This is a genomic window from Xenorhabdus japonica, from assembly GCF_900115195.1.
Taxonomy (GTDB): Bacteria; Pseudomonadota; Gammaproteobacteria; order Enterobacterales; family Enterobacteriaceae; genus Xenorhabdus; species Xenorhabdus japonica.
The window spans coordinates 77,463-102,355 of record NZ_FOVO01000001.1; the positions used below are offsets into that span (position 1 = coordinate 77,463).

The following is a 24,893-nucleotide window of genomic DNA, read 5'->3' on the forward strand; positions in this document are numbered from 1 at the left end:
AAATTAGCATTCAGGCATCTCAGGTTAATCATGTTAACCATCAGTGACGCGGGAATAGCTCAGTTGGTAGAGCACAACCTTGCCAAGGTTGGGGTCGCGAGTTCGAGTCTCGTTTCCCGCTCCAATTCTCTTCATACTACTTTTCTACATTAATTATTTCCTATATCTTAAATCCGTGGAATTTTAATAAACCTAGCTTAGAACCATAGCTTCCGTTGATTAAGTTAATCCATCTGTTATTCATTATCACTATGTTAAAAAGTAAGTCCTTTTTTTGTTGGCACTGGGAAGGCAATGTATCTCCATGATCATCATTGTAAGCCTGCGGTTTTAGCTTAATCTCACCCCAAATATAACTCCCTATTAAAAATACAATTTCACTCAAAAATAAATTGTTCATAAAGCGCTTGCTATCTTACTTCAACAGGCTCATAATGCCGCCTCATTTTTGAAGAGGCAGAGGAAAATTTCTCCATTAGCGTCTAGAATGGATGAGTGGACTATTACTTTGCTGCTGATTTCTGGTGTTTTCTACTAGAATTCAATTCTTGTTTTTTATCCACAGAATTTAACATTACCGCTCTATTGAGTCACCTGATGATGCTCGTCTTATTACACAGAGTTATCCACAGGAGGCTATTTCGTATTTGGCTTTTCTAACTTATCTATTAAAATAATAGTTAAAGCTTAACTTATTGATTAATTGAAATAATTGATCTGATTTCAAAATATCGTTATCAATATTCATTTTCTATTTGTTAGTTGATCAGAAAAGTATTTCTATTTTATTCACAAGGAGATAAAGGATTTTTTTGACAATAAATTCAGCTGACTGATTATTAAGCATCCCGGGGTAATCCTTTGGTTATTGCTCGTATCAATCGTTTTTGTTGTGAGGTTTGAACTTCAATTGTATTAGCATTTCGGCGAACCATTTGTTGAGCTATAGCCCAGTGGATATGTTCATCCAAAACTTCACTTAAACCGATTCTTTTTTCCAACGCCAACACGATATCAGCTTGATACGGCGCGTTGCCTAAAGCGACGGAAATGTTGCGTAGCCAGCGTAAATATCCAATACGGCGAATTGCCGAGCCTTCTGTGATACGCAGGAACTTTTCCTCACTCCAATTGAATAGATCTAGTAGCTCAGGAGTATGCAGTGCTGCTCGTGGGCTGAAGTCGGCTTCATCCGTCAATTGAGAAAAACGGTTCCAGGGACAAATAAGCTGGCAATCATCACAGCCATAAATCCGGTTGCCCACCAGTGGACGAAATTCTTCCGGAATAGCACCTTCCAATTCAATAGTCAGATAAGAAATGCAGCGTCGGGCATCTATCGTGTAAGGCTCGACAATAGCACCCGTTGGGCAAGTTGTCATACAGGCTACACAGCGTCCACATTGCTCATCTTGTGGAGCATCAATGGGTAAGGGAAGGTTAACCAGCAGCTCACCAAGAAAAAACCAGGAACCTGATTCACGGTTCAATATAAGTGAGTGTTTACCAACCCATCCAAGCCCTGCTTTTTCTGCGAGTGGGCGTTCCATTATAGGGGCGGAATCGACAAAAGGACGAAAATTCAGCGTTCCCTGATATTCATGAGTGTCACAATATTCTTGAATCTTGTCACCCAGTTTTTTGAGACGTTGACGCAGCAGTTTATGGTAATCTCTGCCTAGCGAATAGCGGCTGACATAACCCATTTGCGGATTGTTAAGTGTACTGGCAAACGCGGCCTTAGCGGGCAGATAATTCATGCGTATACTGATAACCCGCAAAGTTCCCGGCAGAAGTTCATGAGGGCGTGCACGCATCATGCCGTGACGATCCATCCAGTCCATTTCGCCGTGATATTTCTTATCAAGCCATTCCTGTAGTTTTGGCTCTTCTGCCGATAAATCGGTGTCACAGATGCCGACTTGCTGGAAGCCAAGGGAAAGGCCCCATTGCTTGATATTTGTTGCTAGAAGATTCAGATCGAGGGGGGTTGTCATGGAATATCAAATTACTGCTGAAAGAAGGCATTTAGCTTAACACAGTAGGGATTGAATACAAAAAATGTAGTATGTGACCTTACGGCAGTGTAGAAGATGCTAAATGGTAATGTCTGAATTATGTTATGGTTATTGGTTAAGCTGTTTAACTGATATGTCTACCTGATTAGTCTCTAATTCAATAAATCAAAATAGATATTTTTCGATGAAAGAACTCATTTTATCACTTCCAAATGAAGATGCTACAGTCGCATTGGGTAATGCAGTGGCGGCAGTTGGCGATCGTGGCTATGTTATTTATTTATACGGCGATCTTGGCGCGGGGAAAACTACGTTCAGTCGTGGTTTTTTACAAGCCCTCGGTCATCAGGGGCATGTGAAAAGCCCAACTTATACGCTAGTCGAGCCTTATACCTTACAACCACGGCCTGTCTATCATTTCGATCTTTACCGTCTGGCGGATCCTGAAGAGCTGGAATTTATGGGGATTCGTGATTATTTTCATCAGGATTCCATTTGTTTGGTGGAGTGGCCTCAGCAGGGGGGGGGTGTTTTGCCTGATGCTGATATTGAGCTGCACTTAAGTTATGACAGTGAAGGGCGACAGGCTCGTTTTGTTGCGTTATCTGAATATGGTGAAAGTCTGTTGGATAATTTGAAGTCCTTATGAAGGAATACCCAACCATGATGAATGCCTTTTTCGTGAATATTTTCGTGAATGTGATAAAAAATCGGCGTGCCCATTGGGTGATGGCCTGTGTTTTGTCTTTCATGTTGAACCAGTTGGTTATGACAGCAGCAGCGGCTACGTTGTCGAATATTCATGTGAATAGTGGTCCATCCAAGACCATAGTGACGTTGGAATTCGTTGGCGGGTATCCTGATTATCGATTCTTTCCTTTGCATTCTCCTGAACGAGTGGTGGTAGACATTCGGCAAGCCAGTAAAATTTCTGGATTGCCGATGCGTTTATCTGATCAGAATCTGGTAAAACTGGTACGTTCCAGTCAATCACCTGATGCACATCATCAACGGGTGGTGCTGGAGTTGGCACATAAGGCCACGACCATTTCCACGGTGAAACATGTTGGTAATAAATCGCAAGTAGTGATGACGTTGAAAGCCAATGGAGCAGGGATAAATTCATCTGTATCCAATAAACACATTTCACAAAGTGAAAGTAAGTATTTACTTACAAATAATGCGCCAATGACGGGAAAAGAAATAGAACGCCGTACGGTTGTTATCGCCATTGATGCGGGGCACGGTGGACAAGATCCTGGTGCGATTGGGCAACGAGGGCTGAGAGAGAAAAACGTCACTAATAGCGTTGCCCGTAAACTGGAAGCCCTTTTGCGTAATGATCCCATGTTTACGCCTGTATTGACGCGAAACGGCGATTATTTTGTCTCTGTGGCTGGGCGTTCTGAAGTTGCCCGTAAGCATAAAGCCAATATGCTGGTCTCGATTCATGCGGATGCAGCTCCTAATCACAGCGCCAGAGGTGCTTCTGTCTGGGTGCTCTCTAACCGTCGTGCAAACAGTGAATTGGGGAATTGGCTGGAGCAGCATGAGAAACAATCGGAATTATTGGGAGGGGCGGGAAATGCCCTCGCCAATGGCACTGATCCTTATCTGAGTCAGGCGGTGTTGGATTTGCAATTTGGGCATTCCCAGCGGGTTGGCTATGACGTTGCTATGCAAGTGTTGAACCAGTTATCTAAAATTGGTTCCCTGCATAAGCGTACGCCAGAACACGCCAGCCTTGGCGTGTTGCGTTCGCCGGATATCCCGTCCATTTTAGTCGAAACGGGTTTTATCAGTAACTTGTCTGAAGAAGGGTTATTAGGTTCCAATCAGTATCAAGAAAAATTGGCACAAGCCATTCATTTGGGATTGCGTCACTATTTTCTGGCTAACCCATTACAGGCGGAGCCGAGATAAATAGGCTGTGCCAAAGTAACCAATGTATGTCTGTCAAAATAGGCTCGGTAGGTTCTAAATTGCGATAGGCTCTAAATTGTAAGTAAGGTTAAATATGGCTATCAAGATATTACCCCCGCAATTGGCAAACCAGATTGCTGCCGGTGAAGTGGTTGAACGTCCTGCTTCTGTAGTGAAAGAATTGGTGGAAAATAGCCTTGATGCCGGTGCAACCCGCATTGACATAGATATTGAACGGGGTGGCGCAAAGCTGATTCGGATTCGTGATAATGGCTGTGGCATTAGCCAGCAGGATTTGACTCTGGCATTGGCGCGCCATGCAACCAGTAAAATAGCTTCATTGGATGATTTGGAAGCGATTGTCAGTATGGGGTTTCGTGGGGAAGCTCTGGCTAGTATCAGTTCTGTTTCAAGGCTGACATTAACTTCCCGCCCTGAAAGCCAGACAGAAGCGTGGCAATCTTATGCAGAAGGCCGTGATATGGAAGTCACGGTGAAACCTGCCGCTCATCCTGTGGGGACAACGGTTGAAGTGTTGGATCTGTTTTATAACACACCTGCCCGCCGAAAATTTCTGAGAACGGAAAAAACAGAATTTGGTCATATTGATGAAGTGGTGCGCCGGATAGCTCTGGCACGGTTGGATATCGCCATCAATCTGAATCACAATGGAAAATTGGTTCGCCAGTATCGTCCTGCTAAAGATGAGTCTCAGCATGAGAAACGCTTATTGGCCATTTGTGGGGCAGCGTTTGTGCAGCAGGCATTGGCGCTGTCATGGCAGCATGATTCGTTGTCTATTAAGGGTTGGGTTGCTGATCCTGTGAATGCCACGGCAATAAGCGATATTCAATATTGCTATGTTAATGGACGCATGATGCGGGATCGTCTGATTAATCATGCGATTCGTCAAGCTTATCAGGACTTGATTCAGGGTGAACAACAGCCTGCTTATGTTTTGTATCTCGAAATCGATCCGCACCAAGTGGATGTCAATGTGCATCCAGCCAAACATGAGGTACGTTTCCATCAGGCTCGCTTGGTGCATGATTTTATTTACCAAGGAGTGGCTGCGGTACTTAAACAACGCAGAGCAGGAGATGAGTTGGAGCTTGGCTGTCAAGAGACTGCTGCAAGCTGGGTGCCGGAAAACCGTCCTTCTGCGGGAGAAAACCATTTTCTCCGTAATCGTGTAAATCGTGTAGTACAGGCAGATGCCGTATTTTCACAACATCATGAGCATCATGATGGCAGCAAGGATCATGGTGGCAGTGGCGCACAGCACATGCATCATGGGGAAAACTACCAGAAAAAGCAGGGTGAGTTGTACCAGAAGTTAATGCAGCTTTCACCGGAAGAAAAACGTCCGTTATTTCCAGAAAAAGATCAACGGGAAAGCACTCTTCTGAGAAAAGATATACCCAAATCGGAAAGAATTTCTCCATCACCGAGCGCGCCGGCTTCCAATCCGGCATCTGTTCCTGCTGCATCTGTCCTTACTACATCTATCCTTACTAGATCAGTGCAAGCAGGGCAGGGAAAATATAGTTTCGGAAAAGTATTGTGTATCTATGCAGGTTGTTATGCTTTGATCGAATCCCCATTGGGAATTGGGCTGCTTTCTCTGCCAGTGGCTGAACGCTGGTTGAAACAGGCACAACTGACTCCGGGGGAGCAAGGGCTAAAATCTCAGCCGCTATTGATCCCACTGAAACTAGCTCTCAATCAGTCAGAAATGAATGTATTGAAGCAGAATAGTGACCTGTTAAAGACTTTTGGCATTGAATCGACAGTCACGCATGGAAAAGTAACCATTCATGCGGTATCGTTGCCTTTGCGACAACAGAACCTGCCGAAACTCTTGCCGGAGCTGTTGGGTTATCTAGGGGAACAACCAGCGGCTTCTGCTGAGCAGGTTGCCATTTGGCTTTCCCGTCACGTGGGTAGCGAGCATGAAATGTGGAACGTCGCGCAAGCCGTCCAGCTTTTGGCTGATGTCGAGCGTCTTTGCCCTCAACTGGTGGGATCGCCACCGGATGGGTTATTACAGTTAATTGATCTACAAGCAGTGGTGGCACTTCTTAATCATGAGTGATTTAAAAACTCAACATCTGCCGACAGCCATTTTTATCATGGGGCCGACGGCCTCCGGGAAAACGGCATTATCGATCGCCTTGCGTCAGCATCTTCCTGTTGAATTAATCAGCGTTGATTCTGCGTTGATTTATCGTGGAATGGATATTGGGACAGCAAAACCTTCCGCAGAAGAGCAGGCACTGGCACCTCATCGTTTGATCGATGTTCTTGATCCTGCCGAAGTTTATTCTGCGGCTGATTTTCGCCGTGATGCATTACAAGAAATGGCAGAAATCACCGCTGCTGGGAGAATTCCACTCCTGGTTGGTGGAACCATGCTATATTTCAAAGCCTTGCTGGAAGGATTATCGCCTTTGCCTTCTGCAGATCCAGAAATTAGGATTCAGATTGAGCAACAGGCGGCGGAACTTGGATGGAATGCATTGCATCGGCAATTACAGGAAATTGATCCGGTTTCTGCTGTAAGAATTCACCCTAATGATCCACAACGCCTTACTCGAGCACTGGAAGTTTTTCGGATTTCGGGTAAAACTTTAACGGAATTAACTGAAATATCAGGGGAAGTGCTGCCTTATAGAGTTCATCAATTTGCGATCGCGCCAGCAAATCGTGAAATTTTGCATCAGCGCATCGCGGCTCGTTTTGAACAAATGATCAAATCAGGGTTTGAAGATGAAGTGAAAGCGCTTTATGCTCGTAAGGATTTGCATACAGATTTACCCTCCATTCGTTGTGTTGGTTATCGTCAGATGTGGTCTTATCTTGCGGACGAAATATCTCATGATGAGATGGTTTATCGTGGTATCTGTGCGACACGCCAGTTGGCGAAGCGTCAGATCACGTGGCTCAGAAGTTGGAGCAATGTGACCTGGTTGGATAGCGATCAACCTAAACAAGCCTTAAATACAATCATGAAGGTTATTAGTACATAAATTCATTGATTGTGTACAATTGATCAGTACAAAGTATCATTTTTGAGTAGTTACTTTTTCGAACCAATCGGTTCTTAGTTAAAAACAACAAAATAAGGAAAATATAGAATGGCTAAGGGGCAATCTTTGCAAGATCCATTCCTGAACGCTTTACGGCGTGAAAGGGTCCCGGTTTCTATTTATTTGGTCAATGGCATCAAATTACAGGGTCAGATTGAATCTTTTGACCAATTTGTCATTTTACTGAAAAACACGGTTAGCCAGATGGTTTATAAACACGCCATCTCGACTGTTGTGCCTTCCCGTCCGGTATCTCATCATGGTAACAACCAGAATGCGCCGACTGGAGTTGGAAATTATCATGCTGGCACTAGCACAGCAGCACAACAAGAAAGTGATGGCGCTGAGTAAATCAGCGGCCGTGCCTGACGTAAATAAAACATAGGTAGGGAGACTTTACCTATGTTTTTTCTTATTGGGTTTTTACTTAGCCTGAGGGGTTGCACCGTTGTTTGATCGTTATGAAGGCGGAGAGTTAGCCGTTCTGGTGCATGTTTTCTTCTCACAGGAAAAAGATACGGAAAATCTCAGTGAATTCGAGTCATTGGTAACTTCCGCAGATGTTTCTCCTGTGCAGATTGTAACGGGAAGCCGGAAGGCGCCTCATCCGAAATATTTTGTCGGAGAGGGCAAGGCAGAGGAAATTGCTGAAGCTGTCAAAAACAGTGGTGCAGATGTGGTGTTATTTAGCCATGCCCTTAGCCCTGCTCAGGAACGTAATCTTGAGCGCTTGTGCCAATGCCGTGTCGTTGATCGCACGGGAGTGATTCTGGATATTTTTGCCCAGCGGGCAAGGACACACGAAGGCAAGTTACAAGTCGAATTGGCACAATTGCGTCACTTGTCCACCCGTCTGATTCGGGGCTGGACTCACCTTGAACGCCAAAAAGGGGGAATCGGGCTGCGTGGGCCTGGAGAAACCCAGTTAGAAAGTGACCGCCGTATGTTGCGTGACAAAATCAAACAGATTTTGGGACGTCTCAACAAAGTAGAGAAACAGCGTGAACAGGGGCGTCAGGCACGCAATAAAGCCGATATCCCAACAGTTTCTCTTGTCGGTTACACTAATGCAGGGAAATCCAGTCTATTTAATAAAATAACTTCAGCTGAAGTTTATGCGGCTGATCAGCTTTTTGCTACCCTAGATCCGACATTGCGCCGGATAAGCGTGAATGATGTCGGTGCTGTTGTTTTGGCTGATACAGTAGGTTTTATCCGCCATTTACCGCATGATCTGATGGCTGCGTTCAAGGCGACTTTGCAGGAAACCCGGCAGGCGAGGTTGCTGTTGCATGTTGTTGATGCGGCAGATAATCGTCTTGATGAAAACATTATCGCTGTTGACAGTGTCCTTGAAGAGATTGAATCTCACGAGATTCCTTCGTTACTGGTGATGAATAAAATCGATATGTTGGAAGATTTTATTCCCCGTATTGATCGTGATGAAGAAAATCGGCCGATCAGAGTGTGGTTATCTGCACAAACCGGTGAAGGTATTCCCCTGTTATTGCAAGCGTTGACCGAGCGTCTTTCAGGTGAAATAGCGCACTATAAATTGCATCTCCCACCTGAAGCAGGGCGTCTGCGCAGCCGCTTTTATCAGCTTCAGGCCATTGAATGCGAATGGATGGAAGATGATGGTCAGGTTGGTGTTGAAGTCAGGATGCCAATGGTTGATTGGTGCCGTTTGTGTAAACAAGAACCTAATTTGCCAGACTATGTTGTCTGATTGATTGGCGCAAGACAACAAACAAGGTATCATTTTATCCGCCATTTCAGGGTACTTATCGTTATAGAGTAACAGAGATGAAATGGCGGTGATGAAATGATTGTGCCAGAATTGCAGTGACAGGATTAGCACTGTCAAAGGTATCACCCAATAATATTGGTTGCTTACAAAAACGATGAAGTTCGTCGTTTCTGCCCTCTGAGGCCGCTGTCATACCTGTTAGGGACAGGCAGCTGCCTGTGAAGTGGGAAGCCTCACCCATTCGGGTGGAGAGCAGTCACCTCTGAAAAACCAGTAAAACTAAAAAGTGGAGCTAAAACATGGCGTGGAATCAGCCCGGTAATAACGGACAGGACCGCGACCCGTGGGGAAGCAGCAATAATAATGGCGGCAACTCCAGCGGCAATAATAAAGGTGGTAGTAACCGCGGGGCAACTGATCTCGATGATCTGTTCCGTAAACTGAGCCAAAAACTCGGTGGTCTCGGTGGAAACAAAGGTGGGAATGGCTCTGAACAGAACTCTAAATTTGGCGGGCGTCTTATTGGTCTTGCCGTTGCTGCTGCAGTTGTTGTTTGGGTTGTAAGTGGTTTCTATACGATTAAAGAAACAGAACGTGGCGTGGTTACTCGATTGGGTAAATTCAGTCACCTTGTTCAGCCTGGCTTGAACTGGAAAATGACGTTTATCGATCAAGTGCGAGCCGTTAACGTCGAATCTGTTCGCGATCTGGCAACATCTGGTGCCATGCTGACTTCGGATGAAAACGTTGTAGTAGCTGAAATGAACGTTCAATACCGTGTTACTGATCCGGTAGCTTATCTCTTCAATGTTACCAACCCCGATAATAGTCTTCGTCAAGCTACAGACAGTGCTGTCCGCGGTGTTGTTGGCAAACACTCAATGGAAACAAATCTGACGGAAGGGCGTACTGTTGTTCGTAACGATACTCAGAAGGTACTGGAAGAAACTATCCGTCCATACAATATGGGTATTACGGTGGTCGATGTAAACTTCCAGACTGCTCGTCCGCCAGAAGCAGTTAAGGTTGCGTTCGATGATGTAATTGCCGCACGCGAACAAAAGCAGCAAACCATTCGTGAAGCCCGTGCTTACGAAAACGAAGTACTACCTAAAGCGAGCGGTGAAGCACAACGTATTATTGAAGATGCCAGAGCTTATAAAGTTAGCTCAGTATTGAATGCTAAGGGTGAAGTGGCAAGTTTTGCCAAAATCTTGCCTGAATATAAGGCAGCCCCGGAGATTACTCGCGAACGCCTGTATATTGAGGCGATGGAGCGTGTGTTGAGCAATACACGTAAAATCATTGCAAACGAGAAGAGTAACAACGTGCTGCTGTTGCCATTAGATCAAGCAGTGAATGATCAGACGCAAATGCAGCAAAAAGCATCCACTAACGCGGCGGTCAAGAAGGTGATTCATCAGAGTCAATCGACACAACGACCGGAATCGAATACTTATAACAGTAGCGATAACTCGCGTGGTGATATGATTAGAGTAGGGAGACCATAATTATGCGTAATTCATTAATTGTTGCGATTATCGCGGTATTGGTTGTTCTCTATTCATCAATCTTTATTGTGAAAGAAGGCGAGCGTGGCATTGTACTGCGTTTTAGTAAAGTTGTACGTGACGCAGAGAATAAACCGGTCATTTATGATCCGGGCCTACATTTTAAAATTCCGTTTGTGGAAACAGTCAAAACACTTGATGCCCGTATTCAAACTATGGATATCAAGGCTGACCGTTTCTTGACACGTGAAAATAAAGACCTAATCGTTGACTCCTACTTGAAGTGGCGCATTAATGATTTCAGTCGTTACTATCTGGCAACAGGTAACGGTGATATTTCTCGAGCAGAAATGTTGCTGAGACGTAAATTCAGTGACCGTTTGCGTTCTGAAATTGGTCGTCTTAATGTAAAAGGCATTGTGACTGATTCTCGCGGTACTTTAACTACAGATGTGCGCAATGCCCTGAATCAGGGAACTTATGAAGAAGGTGGGACAACGGATGCCGATAGTGAGATCGCATCTGCTGCTGCTTTGGTTGAAAAAGAGACGAAAAGCAAGCAACCAGACATTAACCCAAGCAGCATGGCTGCGTTAGGTATTGAGGTTGTTGACGTTCGTATCAAACAGATCAACCTGCCACAGGAAATTTCAGAATCCATTTACCAGCGTATGAGTGCTGACCGTGAAGCAGAGGCTCGTCTTCTGCGTTCAGAAGGCTTGGAAGAAGCTGAGAAGATCAAAGCTACTGCAGATAAAAAAGCAACTGAAATTAGGGCAGAAGCACAAAGTCAGGCATTGGCTTTACGTGGTGAAGGTGATGCAGAAGCCACTAAACTATTTGCTGATGCGTTCAATCAGGATCCTGAGTTCTACTCATTTATCCGTAGCTTGCGTGCTTACGAGAAGAGCTTCAAAAATAATGATGTGATGGTACTCAGTCCAGATAACGATTTCTTCCGTTATATGAAAGAGCCATCTAAGCAGCCTCATCATGCGAATGATTAAGTGGTTTTGACAGGAAAATAGCCTTCAGTCACGTTAATTGATAAAATAAATCTACAGCGACCAGCGTGTCTGGTCGTCTCCTAAGCCACTGTAAAAAAATATATAGTGGCTTTTTTGTATACTTTTTCCATTCCCAATATTTACTTGGTAGTTCGTTTATATGACTAAACGAAATAACAGAAGTAACAAAAAATACTGAAAGGTGCTAAATGAGATGATAGAATCCATTTTTAAGCAACCGAGTGAACTTTTGAAATGGGTAAGAACGTTGTCGTATTGGGCACCCAATGGGGTGACGAGGGCAAGGGTAAAATCGTCGACTTGCTGACTGAACGAGCTAAGTACGTAGTTCGTTATCAAGGGGGCCACAACGCGGGCCATACACTAGTCATCAACGGTGAAAAAACCGTTCTCCACTTAATCCCATCTGGGATCTTACGTGAAAATGTCATTAGCATTATCGCAAATGGGGTCGTTTTAGCACCAGATGCTTTGATGAAAGAAATGAAAGAGCTTGAATCACGTGGGGTTCCTGTACGTGAGCGCTTGCTTATTTCTGAAGCTTGTCCGCTGATCCTGCCTTACCATGTTGCATTGGATAACGCCCGCGAAAAAGCGCGTGGTGCCAAGGCGATTGGTACAACAGGCCGTGGTATCGGCCCTGCATATGAAGACAAAGTCGCACGTCGTGGTCTGCGTGTCGGCGATCTGTTTGATAAAGAAGATTTTGCTATCAAACTGAAAGAAATCATCGATTACCACAATTTCCAGTTGGTTAACTACTATAAAGAACCCGCCGTTGATTACCAGAAAACATTGGATGACATTTTGGCTGTTGCCGATATTCTGACTGGCATGGTAGTTGACGTTTCTGACCTGCTTTACAAAGCAACTCAGAAAGGTGAGCTTGTGATGTTCGAAGGTGCTCAGGGTACTTTGCTGGATATTGACCACGGTACTTATCCTTATGTGACTTCTTCCAATACCACCGCGGGCGGTGTTGCAACGGGTTCCGGTCTGGGTCCACGTTATGTTGATTATGTACTGGGGATCATCAAAGCTTACTCTACCCGTGTAGGTGCAGGTCCATTCCCAACTGAGTTGTTTGATGAAACAGGTGAATACCTGCGTGAGAAAGGTCAGGAATTTGGTGCAACCACAGGCCGTAGCCGTCGTACTGGTTGGTTGGATATCGTCGCTATCCGTCGCGCGATCCAAATCAACTCTCTGTCTGGCTTCTGCATGACCAAACTGGATGTACTGGATGGCCTGAAAGAAGTGAAGATCTGCATTGGCTACCGTCAGGCTGATGGCTCTGTCATTGACACGACGCCACTGGCAGCAGAAAACTGGGAAGGTCTTGAAGCAGTCTATGAAACCCTGCCAGGTTGGGATGAAAGCACTTTTGGCGTGAAAGATCACAGCCAATTGCCACAAGCAGCATTGAACTACATCAAACGTGTAGAAGAGCTGACGGGCGTTCCTGTTGATATTATTTCTACAGGCCCAGATCGTGCAGAAACCATGATCCTGCGTGATCCATTTGATGCTTAATAGATAGATTAATCTTTTAAGTATACATAACCGGGCTTAATGCCCGGTTTTTGTTTTTAGGAAATTGCCTTAGCTATTTTTATTTTTTATTTATTAAAGCAAAATAATAAGAGATAAATAAGCGAGTCTCCTGTTTTGCTTAATTTTTAAAATACCCACATAATGATGAGTAACTAACGAAAACCAATAAACATATATTTTTTGGTTCCAAATAAATTCCGTTATATTCAGTCTCCCAGAGGTGAGTGTGCAGTTAACCAGTTTTACCGACTATGGATTGCGTGCCTTGATTTATATGGCTTCTTTACCAGAAGGCCAAATGACGAGTATTACAGAAGTTGCTGAAGTTTATGATATCTCACGTAACCATATGGTAAAGATCATCAATCAACTGAGTCACTTAGGATTGGTGAATGCTGTCAGAGGAAAAAATGGCGGCATCAGTTTAGGTAAACCTGCCAACGAGATCAGAATTGGTGATGTGGTTCGCTCATTGGAACCGCTTTCATTGGTTAACTGTAGTGCCTGTCAAATCACGCCTGCATGTCGCTTAAAATCAGCCTTGAATCAAGCGGTAGAAAATTTTTTGGAAGAGTTGGATAAACATACTTTGGCCGATATGGTCAAAGACAATCGTCCCCTTTATCAATTGCTTTTGGTTAAGTGAAGCAAGGGGATAAACAGCTTGCTGATGACAATAGAGGAATGACGATGTCAAAAGATCCTTTTCAGGAACGAGAGGCTGAAAAATACGAATCTCCTATTCCAAGCCGTGAATACATCTTGGATATCATTTCTAAACACACCACTCCAGTAAACCGTCAGGAATTAGCACAAGAACTTCAGTTAACCACTCCAGATGCACAAGAAGCATTGCGCCGTCGTTTGCGGGCAATGGAACGCGATGGACAATTGGTTTTTACCCGTCGTCAATGTTACGCATTGCCAGAGCGATTGGATTTATTGAAAGGCACAGTGATTGGACACCGTGATGGCTATGGCTTTCTGCGTGTGGAAGGCCACAAAGAAGATTTTTACCTGTCCGCCGAACAGATGAAAATGGCGATCCATGGGGATGTTGTACTGGCGCAACCTTTGCGGCCAGACAGAAAAGGTCGCATTGAAGTACGTATCGTGCGGGTTTTGGAACCCAAATGCAGCCAAATTGTTGGCCGGTACTTTATAGACGCTGGCATGGGGTTTGTCGTTCCTGATGATAGTCGTCTGTGTTTTGATATCTTGATCCCAAAAGAAACAATCTGCGGAGCGAGAATGGGTAATGTCGTGGTGGTTGAATTAACAAATCGCCCGACCCGCCGCACGAAAGCCATCGGTAAAATTGTTGAAGTACTGGGCGAAACTATGGGAACGAGCATGGCGGTTGAAATTGCTCTGCGTACCCATGAAATTCCACATAGCTGGCCACCACTGGTAGAAAAACAGGTCGCTGATTTGGATGAAAATGTGCCGGAATCTGCCAAACAAGGTCGTGTAGATTTACGTGAATTACCGCTGGTAACAATTGATGGCGAAGATGCCCGTGATTTTGATGATGCGGTATTTTGCGAAAGAAAACGCGGCGGTGGTTGGCGATTATGGGTAGCGATTGCGGATGTCAGTTACTATGTTCGCCCGCAAACGGCTTTGGATACAGAAGCACGCAGCCGTGGTAACTCGGTCTATTTCCCGTCCCAAGTCGTACCTATGCTGCCAGAAGTACTGTCTAATGGATTGTGCTCCCTCAATCCAGAGGTTGATCGCCTGTGTATGGTATGCGAGATGACCGTTTCTGCTCAGGGCAAACTATCTTCCTATAAGTTTTACGAAGCAGTGATGAATTCACATGCCCGTTTGACCTATACAAAAGTTTGGAAGATTTTGCAGGGCGATCAAGAGTTGCGTGATCACTATAAGCCGCTGGTGAAGCATATTGAGCATCTGCATGAGCTTTATCAAGCACTGGAGCAGGCACGTGAACAGCGCGGAGCCATTTCGTTTGAATCAGAAGAAGCCAAGTTCATCTTTAATGCAGAGCGTCGTATTGATCGCATTGAACCTGTTGTACGCAACGATGCGCATAAACTTATCGAAGAGTGTATGATTTTGGCAAATATTGCGGCTGCTCGCTTTGTTGAAAAACACCACGAACCTGCGTTATATCGTATCCATGATCGACCAAAAGAAGAGAGTATTCTGAACTTGCGTTCGGTTTTCAACGAGTTAGGGTTGAGCTTGTTGGGTGGCATGACGCCAGATCCGAAAGATTATGCGCAATTGATGAAAGAAGTTGCCGACAGGCCGGATCGCGAATTACTGCAAACCATGTTGTTGCGTTCCATGAAGCAGGCGATTTACGAACCGGAAAACCGGGGACACTTTGGTTTGGCATTACGCTCTTACTCTCACTTTACTTCGCCAATCCGCCGCTATCCTGATTTGGCTCTGCATCGGGCTATCAAGTATTTGTTGGCACAAGAAGAGTTGGCACAAAAAGAACCCGTACAAAAAAATAGTGCTGCGGAGCATCGCTGGACCCCAACCGGGGGTTGGCACAACGACATGGAACACATGTTGCAATTGGGCGACCATTGCTCCATGACCGAGCGTCGTGCTGATGAAGCGACAAGGGATGTGGCAGACTGGCTGAAATGTGATTTCATGCAAGATCAGGTAGGTAATGTTTTCACCGGATTGATTACCAGCGTAACAGGCTTTGGTTTTTTTGTTCGCTTGAATGATTTGTTCATTGACGGCTTGGTGCATGTTTCGAAGTTGGATAACGATTATTACCGATATGATAATGTTGGTCAGCGCTTGATTGGTGAATCTTCCGGGCAAACTTATCGTCTCGGTGATGAGGTGGAGATCCGTGTGGAAGCAGTTCACATGGATGAGCGTAATATCGATTTTGCTTTGCTTTCAACGACTCGTAAAGCGCGTAATCAGGGTAAGACAGCCCGTGATAAGGCGAAAAAAATTACGCCAGAGCGTAAAAATGGTAAAAAAGGTCGTGATCATAAAAAATCAGTCAATTTTGAGCCAGATAGCGGTTTCCGTAAAAAGAAAAGTTCGGAAAAGCCTAAAGCGTCTAAGCCAAGTAATTCTGATCAAGGCAAAAAGAAAAAACCGTCAAGTAAGACTAAGAAAATCACGGCAAAACTGAAAGCGAAACGTGCGAAAAAAAGCGCAGAGTGATTATCAGTAAAGATTAGTCCGTAAAAATGAGTCCATACAATCGTAAATCAGGGCGGATTCTACCGCCCACTATTTTCAGTATCTTATAAGATATCAGTAAGTTAGGTGTCAGTCAGTCATGAGTGAAATTATCTACGGTATCCATGCCGTTAAAGCCTTGCTGGAGAGCGATCCACAACGTTTCATGGAAGTTTATATGTTGAAAGGGCGTGAAGATCGCCGTTTAACGCCATTATTGCAGGAATTGGAAAGTATCGGTATTGCGGTACAAATTGCCAATCGCCAATGGCTGGATGCCCAAACGGAAGGTGCTGTCCATCAAGGAATCATCGCACGAGTCAAACCGGGACGTCAGTATCAGGAAAATGATTTGCCGGATTTGTTATCCCGGTCGGATCGCCCATTCTTGCTGGTACTAGACGGTGTTACCGATCCACATAATCTGGGGGCTTGCTTGCGTACAGCGGACGCTGCGGGGGTTGATGCGGTTATTGTTCCCCGTGATCGTTCTGCACAATTGAATGCGACAGCCAAAAAAGTTGCCTGTGGTGCCGCAGAAAGTGTTCCGCTGATTCGCGTTACTAACCTTGCCCGGACATTGCGTTTACTGCAAGAGCACAATATCTGGGTTGTCGGAACTGCCGGCGAAGCCACGCATGCTTTATACGAGAGTAAGCTGACTGGCCCAATGGCCCTGGTGATGGGGGCGGAAGGTGAAGGCATGCGCCGATTGACTCGCGATCATTGTGATGAATTGATCAGTATTCCAATGGCGGGTTCAGTCTCTTCTTTGAACGTATCGGTAGCGACAGGGGTATGCTTGTTTGAAATCGTGCGCCAGAGAAGTGTCCTGTAATTATTTGTCATTTGTCTGCCTCGAATGATTTGAAAGAAGAATAAATGTGCTTTTCTCTACCCGGACCTTGAGTTTTTTTTTGTGTGTGGGTATAGTGACGCGTCAATTTTTCAGCCGTACTAAACACGTTCCTTGCCTCCATGGGCCACGGCTGACCCTGACAGGAGGCTGAATAATCCGTAAGGAGCAATGCTAATGCGTCATTACGAAATCGTTTTTATGGTCCATCCTGACCAAAGCGAACAGGTTCCGGGCATGATCGAGCGTTACAGTGCGACTATCACTAACGCGCAAGGTCAGATTCATCGTCTGGAAGACTGGGGTCGTCGTCAACTGGCTTACCCAATCAACAAACTGCACAAGGCTCACTACGTTCTGATGAACGTTGAAGCGCCACAAGAAGCGATTGATGAGCTGGAAACTAACTTCCGCTTCAACGACGCCGTTATCCGCAGCATGGTTATGCGCGTTAAGCACGCAGTAACTGAAGCATCACCAATGGTTAAGGCTAAAGACGAACGTCGCAGCCGTGATCTGGTCCTGGAAGAAGGCCTGGTTGATGATGCTGATGATGCTGATGAAGCTGGGGATTCTGAAGAGTAATTACCGTGACAACCAATCGTTTGGTGCTCTCTGGCACAGTATGCAAGGCACCGATACGAAAAGTCAGTCCATCTGGTATTCCACATTGTCAGTTTGTGCTTGAACATCGTTCACAGCAACAGGAAGCCGGATTCAGCAGGCAGTCATGGTGCAGAATGCCCGTAATTGCCAGCGGACAGTTGTTACAGGAACATACTCACAGTATAACGGTCGGCAGTCGAATAACCGTTTCAGGATTCATTAATTCCCATTATGGGCGTAATGGTCTTAGCAAACTGGTTCTTCATGCCGAGCAGATTGAATTGATAGATTCTGGAGACTAGCCAAATGGCACGTTATTTCCGTCGTCGCAAGTTCTGCCGCTTTACCGCGGAAGGCGTACAAGAGATCGATTATAAAGATATTGCTACGCTGAAAAACTACATCACCGAAAGTGGTAAAATTGTACCAAGCCGTATTACTGGCACTCGTGCAAAATACCAGCGTCAGCTCGCTCGTGCTATCAAGCGTGCACGCTATCTGTCTCTGTTGCCTTACACTGATCGCCATCAGTAATAGGCTCAGTCCATTAATGACTTTGAGAGGATAAGGTAATGCAAGTTATTCTGCTTGATAAAGTAGCGAACCTGGGTAGCCTGGGTGACCAAGTTAACGTTAAAGCGGGTTATGCCCGTAACTTCTTAGTACCACAGGGCAAAGCTGTTCCTGCAACTAAGAAAAACATCGAATTCTTTGAAGCTCGCCGTGCTGAACTGGAAGCTAAACTGGCTGACGTTCTGACCGCAGCGCAAGCTCGTGCAGAGAAAATCAGTGCACTGGGCGCTGTCACCATCGCTTCTAAAGCGGGTGACGAAGGCAAACTGTTCGGTTCTATCGGTACTCGTGACATCGCTGATGCAGTTACTGCAGCTGGCGTTGAAGTATCTAAGAGCGAAGTTCGCCTGCCTAACGGTGTTCTGCGTACTGTTGGTGAGCATGAAGTTCACTTCCAAGTACACAGCGATGTATTCGCACAGTTGAACGTTAACATCGTTCCAGAAGCTTAATCCCTGATTAGCTGAAGAACATGTGACAACAAAAAACGCTGGCATTGCCAGCGTTTTTTGTTGTTTCTGACAAACCTCGTTGAAAATAACGCGGTTTGTGTTTTTAATTATGAATAATTAATACTCCCATTTTCTTCATTCGGATCATACCTATTACCATTGCAGTTCCAGTACGTTTGCATAAACTCACATCTTCCTAAACAAATAGAGCAAGAAATTAATTCTGGTTCTGATAATACAAATTCTCCCATCAAATAAATAAAATTTACATGTTAAATTTAAATACTAATTTCATCGCAAAATGACCTATCTATACCCACATAGGTGATGATTCAGGTATAGTCAGCATATTTTGGTTAATATGAATCCATATTTGATTGTGTGGCTCAATTGAGCTACAGTCTAATTATCAACCAATATAGGAGGTTTAATATGGCTGCAAATGCGTTTGTTCGTGCTCGTATAGATGAGACACTAAAAAATGAGGCTGCCGAAGTACTTGCTGACATGGGGTTAACCGTGTCTGATCTGATACGTATAACACTGACCAAAGTAGCCAAGGAAAAGGCACTGCCGTTTGATATGCGTATTCCTAACGAGCTGACTGCTAAAACTATTGCTGACAGTGAGAAAGGCATAGATATCCATAAAGCGAAAGATGCTGATGATCTATTTAATCAGTTGGGTTGGGTATCTGACAGCCATGAAACAACGGGAAATTGAGTATTCAGGCCAGTTTCAGAGGGATGTGAAATTGGCTCAGAAGCGTCATAAGGATATAGGAAAGCTGAAAGAGCTGATGGGATTCTTAAGTAACAGTGAGCTACCTTTACCAGCCATATATAAAGATCATCCGCTACAAGGGAATTATAAAGGCTATCGAGATGCTCACATAGAACCAGATTGGATTCTTATCTACAAAATTACTGATGATCTGCTTCGATTCGAGCGAATGGGAACCCACTCTGATCTGTTCTAACTATAGAGGTCATTAATAATGAGTGGGCAGTGGTTCCATCCAATCCTTTGAAAATAACAGGTTTGTTTTATTCCTCAAATATAAGGACGTGGTAGTAGTTATACGTCAGTAATTGGTATCTCACGCTATTATTGATTCCCTTCACGCGTTTACCCATCTAGGCAGTGCTGTTATGCTTGAGCCTTCATTTATTTAATAACAGGTATTTTCATGACAAAACCTTCTTTTGAGTCTATTGAAGCGCGTGCGAGTTACGGTATTGGTTTGCAGGTTGGTCAACAATTACAGGAATCTGGCTTACAAGGGTTGGAACCAGAAGCACTATTAGCAGGGTTATGTGATGCGTTGGAAAGCCGTTCTCCTGTTATTCCTGTAGAAGAACTGCATCGTGCGCTACGTGAGATACATGAACGTGCTGATAACGTTCGTCGTGAACGTCAGCAGGTTATGGCGGAAGAAGGCAAAAAATTCCTGGCAGAAAACATTCAGCGTGAAGGTGTAAGCAGCACTGAGTCTGGTCTGCAATTTTCTGTCCTGACACAAGGTGATGGCGCTATTCCTGCCCGTACCGATCGTGTTCGTGTTCATTATACTGGTCGTCTGATTGATGGCGCTGTATTTGATAGCTCAGTACAGCGCGGTACACCAGCAGAATTTCCTGTCAGCGGCGTGATCCCGGGGTGGATTGAAGCGTTGACTTTGATGCCAGTAGGTTCTAAGTGGGAACTGTACATCCCTCACAATCTGGCTTACGGTGAGCGTGGTGCAGGTGCGTCCATTCCTCCTTATAGCACGTTGATCTTTGAAGTAGAATTACTGGAAATCTTGTAATTTTTTTGATCTGTAATTCTTTGAACTGTAATTATATTGATAATTAAGCAAATAGCCGGTTAGCCGGCTATTTTTTTACGTGTATTTGGGAATGATAGAAGAATAAAGTATTCACTATTCCATTAAAAAATACGCTAAAAATATAGCTTAAGGTGGTATACCCAAAATAGATTTCAATTTGCAGTACAACCAAAAAGTTGCAATTTGAAAACATGAGGGGATAGCTAAACAATGAACGCAGAGGTGTATGATGCTACAACAGATCTGCCAATTGGCACGGGAAGCAGGCGCGGCGATCATGGAGGTTTATCAGGCTGGGCAACCGTTGAAAGTAGAACATAAAATGGATGATTCACCTGTTACTGTAGCGGATATTGCCGCTCACCAGATCATTAAATCGGGATTGTTGCGGATTGCGCCTGATATCCCCTTGTTATCAGAAGAAGATCCACCAGCATGGGAAGAACGGAAAAACTGGCAGCGCTATTGGCTGGTTGATCCGTTAGATGGTACGAAAGAGTTTATTCGCCGAAATGGCGAGTTTACCGTCAATATCGCATTGGTAGAAAATGGTGTACCTGTGATGGGCGTTATTTATGTTCCTGTACAGAATGTCTTGTATTCAGGGCAAGGACGTCACGCATGGAAAGAGAGCAATGGTCAGATACTTCCCATTAAAGTGATTCCAGCGAAACCTCCGATCGTGGTAGTCAGCCGTTCTCACAAGGATGATGAGGAGTTAAAAGATTATCTTTCCCAGTTAGGTGTGCACGATACACTTTCGGTTGGGTCTTCACTCAAGTTCTGTATGGTTGCAGAGGGAAAAGCCCAACTTTACCCACGTTTTGGACCGACCAATATCTGGGATACTGGTGCCGGTCATGCCATTGCTATTGCTGCGGGGGCACATGTTACGGATTGGGAAGGGAAAACACTAAATTACACACCACGTGAATCCTTTCTGAATCCAGGCTTCAGGGTCAGTATTTTTTGATATTAAGACGATATTATTAAGATGATAACGTAAGGTGATAATGGTTCACAGTAGGAGAACCATTATCACTGTACGAGTATTAGAATTACCATGATTGAAGATCAGGATCATCTTTAGGTTATTTTTTCAATTCGTCTTTGATTAGGCTAATAACATGAGTGATTTCTTCGTTACTTAACTTGCCATCTTTGACAAATTTCGCGTTACCGTTTTTATCCAGCACAATGATTGCTGAACTTTTGGGTTCCAGCCCCCAAGCTTTTTTAACTAGTCCGTTGCTGTCCACAATAAATTGTGACCACGGGAACTGTTTTTTGCTGTCTTCGAGACTATTGAGAACAAAAATGCTGGTGCCAAAAATAGCATCATCGGTATTCACAATGCTGGTTGTTTGATATTTATCCTTGGGTAAATCAGCATTTTTCAATGCTTGAATCAAGGGATCGTTCATCTCTTTTGCGGAGCTACGACCGGCAATATGCTGGATCGTTCTTACTTTACCCGGAAGCTCAGTGCTGCTCCATTTTTGGTAGCTAAATTTACCATTGTTTAGTAACAGCTCACCTTTATCTGTCACACTGACTGCGGGAACTTGTTGTTCTAATGTGATGTTGTGGGCGAATGCAAATATTGGAGTTAAACTCAATATTGCAGGTAATACAATGTTTTTTATCATATTTATTCCTTATTTATCATAGTGTGGAATATTATCAGAGAATACCATATTCAGCATAGCGCTTGTTAACAGGGCTGTCCTCAAAAAAATAAACAATTTGATAACATTCGGATGAGATATAAGTAAACAAGGTAAAGCATATAATTTAATATGCATTAATATTATGACGTTATATGAAAGTAGTGATTGAATTTTGATATTCAGGGGAACAAATTTTTATATACGTAGTCTATACACTTTGCATAACAGTGACATGTCTTCTGATTCATTAGTTATGTGATGCAATAGAACGGTATCGTAAGAAGCATGGGAGGAAAAAAACAGAGATGAAAATCTTTCGCCATTATAACCCAATGAAAATTGCTCTCTACGTGAAAACTCTATTTCGTGGGCGTTTATATATTAAGGACATGGGCGCTTTTGAATTTAATTATGGAAAAATTTTACCCCCGAAGATAAGAGATAAACGTCATTTCCATGTAATGAGTGAAGTTAACCAGCAAGTATTACGCTTACAGACTGAAATGGGGTGATGTTTTTCAACGATCCATCTACTGATGGGGATGTAACAAGATCGACAGCATACATACCATTAGTATCATAACCATTAGTATAATAAACGGCCTTGCGGCCGTTTTTTGATCTTATGCGTTATGTTTACGTTTCATTCGATTGTTTGGTGTTGGGATGATTAGGTTGCGTGAGAGTATCGACAACTTTTGTCACCAGCAATTGATCGATTTTATAGTTATCAATATCTACCACTTCAAACTTATAACCACCGAATTTCACATAATCCGTGCGTTTTGGGATTTTTCGTAGGCGGAACATCATAAAACCAGCGATAGTTTCATAATTACTGGAGTCTGGGAAATCATCAATATCCAGAACCCGCATGACATCTTCAATCGGTGTGCCGCCTTCAACCAGCCACGAATTTTCATCCCGGATGACGATTTGTTCTTCCTGACCCTGCCCGACTAAGTCTCCCATTAAGGTAGTCATGACGTCATTAAGAGTGATGACACCCATTACCAAGGCATATTCATTGAGGATAATAGCGAAATCTTCCCCAGCGGTTTTGAAACTTTCCAGTGTATCAGAGAGTGAAAGCGTATCTGGGATCATCAAGGCGTTGCGGATTTGGACACCATCTTTCAGGTTGAGGCTTTGTCCGCTCAAGACACGGTTGAGCAAGTCTTTCGAGTCCACATAACCGATAACATGGTCAATGTCACCATCACAAACGAGGAATTTTGAGTGAGGATAAGTGGAGATTTTTTCTTTGATGCTGTTTTCATCTTCACGTTTGTCAAAATACACTACACTTTCACGGGAAGTCATGGCAGAAGGGACGGTACGGGACTCCAGTTCGAAAACATTTTCAATTAACTCATGTTCTTGTTTGCGAAGTACACCAGCAATGGCTCCCGCTTCAACGACAGCGTAAATATCGTCAGATGTAATGTCTTCATTACGTTCCATCGGGATCTTGAGGATTTTGAGGATGCAGTCGGCCAGGCCATTGAATAACCAAATCAGAGGACGGCAAATTGCCAGACAGAAACGCATTGGATTGACAATTCTCAAGGCAACGGCTTCGGGCTTAATCATGCCAATGCGTTTAGGGGTTAAATCAGCAAGCAGGATAAAGGTACTGGTAACGATAGTAAAAGAGCAGATGAATCCCAGTTGGTCTGCCCATTCTGGTCGCATGAATTTTATAAACAGTGCTTTCAATGCGGGTGAAAAGGCGGATTCTCCCATCACCCCCGCAAGGATTGCTACCGCATTTAGGCCGATTTGAACCACAGTAAAGAACATACCGGGAGTTTCTTGCAGCTTAAGGACATGAGCAGCATTGAGATTCCCTTCATCGACCATCTGTTTTAATTTTATTCTTCTTGAAGCAGCCAGAGAAATTTCTGATAACGAAAAAAATGCGCTAATAGCACAAAGTAAAAGTATCACTAATAAACTGTTTAACATAAAGTATCCGTGTCTTATCTCCAGCGATAGGGTAGGTTTTATTTGAATAGCACCGGAAATGGGATGAAAAATTATACAAATAAAAATATTACGGCGGGATGCCGAAAAATCAATAAGTTTAGCCCAACGATTATAGCATTGGGCTAACTAAATCGGCTAGTTTCTGTGCGTTGGCGGGAAACAGACTCCAATACCACCTAATCCACAATATCCTTCAGGATTTTTGTGGAGGTATTGCTGATGATAATCCTCTGCAAAATAGAATAGCCCGATTTTGCTAATCTCCGTTGTGATAGTGCGTTGGTCGCTATTTTGCTCCATTGCTTGCTGGTATTGGTTACGGCTGGCAATTGCCTGCTCATACTGTTGTGGTGAAACTGTGTAAAGGGCAGAGCGGTATTGGGTACCGATATCACCATGTTGACGCATGCCTTGGGCAGGATCATGATTTTCCCAGAACAGAGTGAGTAGTTGTGGATAAGTGATTTTGGTTGGATCAAATACGATCCTGACTATTTCTGCATGGCCGGTTAAGCCGGTGCAGACTTCTTCATAAGTTGGATTTGGTGTAGTGCCGCCACTGTAACCCACGGAGGTGGTGTAAATGCCTTCCTGTTGCCAGAAAAGGCGTTCAACGCCCCAGAAACATCCCATTCCTACATAGGCTATTTCCATATCTTCTGGGATGTTATCTATCGCATGCTTTGTGATGACATGGTAGGGTGATACGGTCAATGGGGTGGCTCTACCAGATAAGACATCCTGTGAAGAAACATGTTGGCTTTCATTGACTGAATTTGGCAAGATTCTCTCCCGTTATTCACGAATTTTATGTTTATGTGTTGCTTGTATATCTTTAAAACTTTACCAGA

General features: G+C 44.1%; 25 protein-coding genes and 1 tRNA gene. 22 read left to right on the top strand and 4 right to left on the bottom strand.

Annotation, left to right across the window (positions count from 1 at the left end; translation table 11 throughout):
* The first annotated feature begins 48 nt into the window (after nt 1-48).
* Nucleotides 49-124: transfer RNA gene (locus BM135_RS00345), tRNA-Gly, on the top strand.
* A 715-nt stretch (nt 125-839) separates the two neighbouring features.
* On the opposite strand, the gene queG is transcribed toward BM135_RS00345, so the two are convergent.
* Nucleotides 840-1,997 (bottom strand): tRNA epoxyqueuosine(34) reductase QueG, encoded by a 1,158-nt coding sequence (gene queG, locus BM135_RS00355; RefSeq protein WP_092516769.1) that lies wholly within the window; start codon nt 1,995-1,997, stop codon nt 840-842.
* A gap of 205 nt (nt 1,998-2,202) precedes the next feature.
* Between queG and tsaE the strand changes: the two genes are divergently transcribed.
* The 20 genes from tsaE to cysQ all read left to right on the top strand — a co-directional run bounded on the left by tsaE (nt 2,203) and on the right by cysQ (nt 21,356).
* A complete protein-coding gene (tsaE, locus tag BM135_RS00360) occupies nt 2,203-2,667 on the top strand; it encodes a tRNA (adenosine(37)-N6)-threonylcarbamoyltransferase complex ATPase subunit type 1 TsaE (protein WP_092516771.1) in 465 nt (154 codons plus the stop codon).
* Nucleotides 2,664-3,941: an N-acetylmuramoyl-L-alanine amidase gene (locus BM135_RS00365; protein WP_092516772.1), complete on the top strand. Its 1,278-nt coding sequence runs from the start codon at nt 2,664-2,666 to the stop codon at nt 3,939-3,941. The genes tsaE and BM135_RS00365 overlap by 4 nt, the downstream gene beginning before the upstream one ends.
* A gap of 94 nt (nt 3,942-4,035) precedes the next feature.
* Nucleotides 4,036-6,036 (top strand): DNA mismatch repair endonuclease MutL, encoded by a 2,001-nt coding sequence (gene mutL / locus BM135_RS00370; protein ID WP_092516773.1) that lies wholly within the window; start codon nt 4,036-4,038, stop codon nt 6,034-6,036.
* Nucleotides 6,029-6,970, top strand: coding sequence for a tRNA (adenosine(37)-N6)-dimethylallyltransferase MiaA (gene miaA / locus BM135_RS00375; RefSeq protein WP_092516774.1), 942 nt, complete (start codon nt 6,029-6,031; stop codon nt 6,968-6,970). The genes mutL and miaA overlap by 8 nt, the downstream gene beginning before the upstream one ends.
* Nucleotides 6,971-7,078: 108 nt before the next feature.
* Nucleotides 7,079-7,381, top strand: coding sequence for an RNA chaperone Hfq (gene hfq, locus BM135_RS00380; RefSeq protein ID WP_092516775.1), 303 nt, complete (start codon nt 7,079-7,081; stop codon nt 7,379-7,381).
* 97 nt (nt 7,382-7,478) lie between these two features.
* The gene (gene hflX / locus BM135_RS00385) at nt 7,479-8,759 is read left to right on the top strand and encodes a ribosome rescue GTPase HflX (protein WP_092516777.1); all 1,281 of its coding nucleotides are present in this window, start codon (nt 7,479-7,481) and stop codon (nt 8,757-8,759) included.
* 320 nt (nt 8,760-9,079) lie between these two features.
* On the top strand, nt 9,080-10,291 hold the full coding sequence (hflK, locus tag BM135_RS00390; RefSeq protein ID WP_092516778.1) for an FtsH protease activity modulator HflK: 1,212 nt from the start codon (nt 9,080-9,082) through the stop codon (nt 10,289-10,291).
* A 2-nt stretch (nt 10,292-10,293) separates the two neighbouring features.
* Nucleotides 10,294-11,298 (top strand): protease modulator HflC, encoded by a 1,005-nt coding sequence (gene hflC, locus BM135_RS00395; protein WP_092516779.1) that lies wholly within the window; start codon nt 10,294-10,296, stop codon nt 11,296-11,298.
* Nucleotides 11,299-11,553: 255 nt separating this feature from the next.
* Nucleotides 11,554-12,852, top strand: coding sequence for an adenylosuccinate synthase (locus tag BM135_RS00400; RefSeq protein ID WP_092516780.1), 1,299 nt, complete (start codon nt 11,554-11,556; stop codon nt 12,850-12,852).
* 247 nt (nt 12,853-13,099) lie between these two features.
* Nucleotides 13,100-13,519 (top strand): nitric oxide-sensing transcriptional repressor NsrR, encoded by a 420-nt coding sequence (nsrR, locus tag BM135_RS00405; protein ID WP_092516781.1) that lies wholly within the window; start codon nt 13,100-13,102, stop codon nt 13,517-13,519.
* 44 nt (nt 13,520-13,563) lie between these two features.
* Nucleotides 13,564-16,047 carry a ribonuclease R gene (gene rnr / locus BM135_RS00410; protein WP_092516782.1) on the top strand — a complete coding sequence of 828 codons (2,484 nt, stop codon included), beginning with the start codon at nt 13,564-13,566 and terminating at the stop codon, nt 16,045-16,047.
* A gap of 118 nt (nt 16,048-16,165) precedes the next feature.
* Entirely contained in the window at nt 16,166-16,903 is a 738-nt protein-coding gene (rlmB, locus tag BM135_RS00415) for a 23S rRNA (guanosine(2251)-2'-O)-methyltransferase RlmB (protein WP_092516784.1), read from the top strand.
* A 195-nt stretch (nt 16,904-17,098) separates the two neighbouring features.
* Nucleotides 17,099-17,506 carry a 30S ribosomal protein S6 gene (rpsF, locus tag BM135_RS00420; protein WP_092516786.1) on the top strand — a complete coding sequence of 136 codons (408 nt, stop codon included), beginning with the start codon at nt 17,099-17,101 and terminating at the stop codon, nt 17,504-17,506.
* A gap of 5 nt (nt 17,507-17,511) precedes the next feature.
* Nucleotides 17,512-17,829 (top strand): primosomal replication protein N, encoded by a 318-nt coding sequence (gene priB / locus BM135_RS00425; RefSeq protein ID WP_045960003.1) that lies wholly within the window; start codon nt 17,512-17,514, stop codon nt 17,827-17,829.
* Between the two features lie 4 nt (nt 17,830-17,833).
* Entirely contained in the window at nt 17,834-18,061 is a 228-nt protein-coding gene (gene rpsR / locus BM135_RS00430) for a 30S ribosomal protein S18 (RefSeq protein WP_000135199.1), read from the top strand.
* Between the two features lie 38 nt (nt 18,062-18,099).
* Nucleotides 18,100-18,552, top strand: coding sequence for a 50S ribosomal protein L9 (rplI, locus tag BM135_RS00435; RefSeq protein ID WP_092516788.1), 453 nt, complete (start codon nt 18,100-18,102; stop codon nt 18,550-18,552).
* Between the two features lie 432 nt (nt 18,553-18,984).
* Nucleotides 18,985-19,275 (top strand): type II toxin-antitoxin system RelB/DinJ family antitoxin, encoded by a 291-nt coding sequence (locus BM135_RS00440; RefSeq protein WP_092516790.1) that lies wholly within the window; start codon nt 18,985-18,987, stop codon nt 19,273-19,275.
* A complete protein-coding gene (locus BM135_RS00445) occupies nt 19,256-19,531 on the top strand; it encodes a type II toxin-antitoxin system YafQ family toxin (RefSeq protein WP_092516791.1) in 276 nt (91 codons plus the stop codon). The genes BM135_RS00440 and BM135_RS00445 overlap by 20 nt, the downstream gene beginning before the upstream one ends.
* A 210-nt stretch (nt 19,532-19,741) precedes the next feature.
* A complete protein-coding gene (gene bamJ / locus BM135_RS00450) occupies nt 19,742-20,362 on the top strand; it encodes a BamJ family beta-barrel-assembly machinery protein (protein ID WP_092516793.1) in 621 nt (206 codons plus the stop codon).
* A gap of 250 nt (nt 20,363-20,612) precedes the next feature.
* The gene (gene cysQ, locus BM135_RS00455) at nt 20,613-21,356 is read left to right on the top strand and encodes a 3'(2'),5'-bisphosphate nucleotidase CysQ (RefSeq protein ID WP_092516995.1); all 744 of its coding nucleotides are present in this window, start codon (nt 20,613-20,615) and stop codon (nt 21,354-21,356) included.
* A 118-nt stretch (nt 21,357-21,474) separates the two neighbouring features.
* On the opposite strand, the gene BM135_RS00460 is transcribed toward cysQ, so the two are convergent.
* Nucleotides 21,475-22,032 carry a YtfJ family protein gene (locus BM135_RS00460; protein ID WP_092516795.1) on the bottom strand — a complete coding sequence of 186 codons (558 nt, stop codon included), beginning with the start codon at nt 22,030-22,032 and terminating at the stop codon, nt 21,475-21,477.
* A gap of 326 nt (nt 22,033-22,358) precedes the next feature.
* Between BM135_RS00460 and BM135_RS00465 the strand changes: the two genes are divergently transcribed.
* A complete protein-coding gene (locus tag BM135_RS00465; RefSeq protein ID WP_092516796.1) occupies nt 22,359-22,565 on the top strand; it encodes a DUF1107 domain-containing protein in 207 nt (68 codons plus the stop codon).
* Nucleotides 22,566-22,689: 124 nt separating this feature from the next.
* On the opposite strand, the gene paeA is transcribed toward BM135_RS00465, so the two are convergent.
* Both paeA and msrA read right to left on the bottom strand, forming a co-directional pair.
* Nucleotides 22,690-24,021, bottom strand: a complete 1,332-nt coding sequence (gene paeA, locus BM135_RS00470) for a polyamine export protein PaeA (protein ID WP_092516798.1) — start codon at nt 24,019-24,021, stop codon at nt 22,690-22,692.
* 156 nt (nt 24,022-24,177) lie between these two features.
* Nucleotides 24,178-24,825 (bottom strand): peptide-methionine (S)-S-oxide reductase MsrA, encoded by a 648-nt coding sequence (gene msrA / locus BM135_RS00475; protein WP_092516800.1) that lies wholly within the window; start codon nt 24,823-24,825, stop codon nt 24,178-24,180.
* Nucleotides 24,826-24,893: the final 68 nt, after the last annotated feature.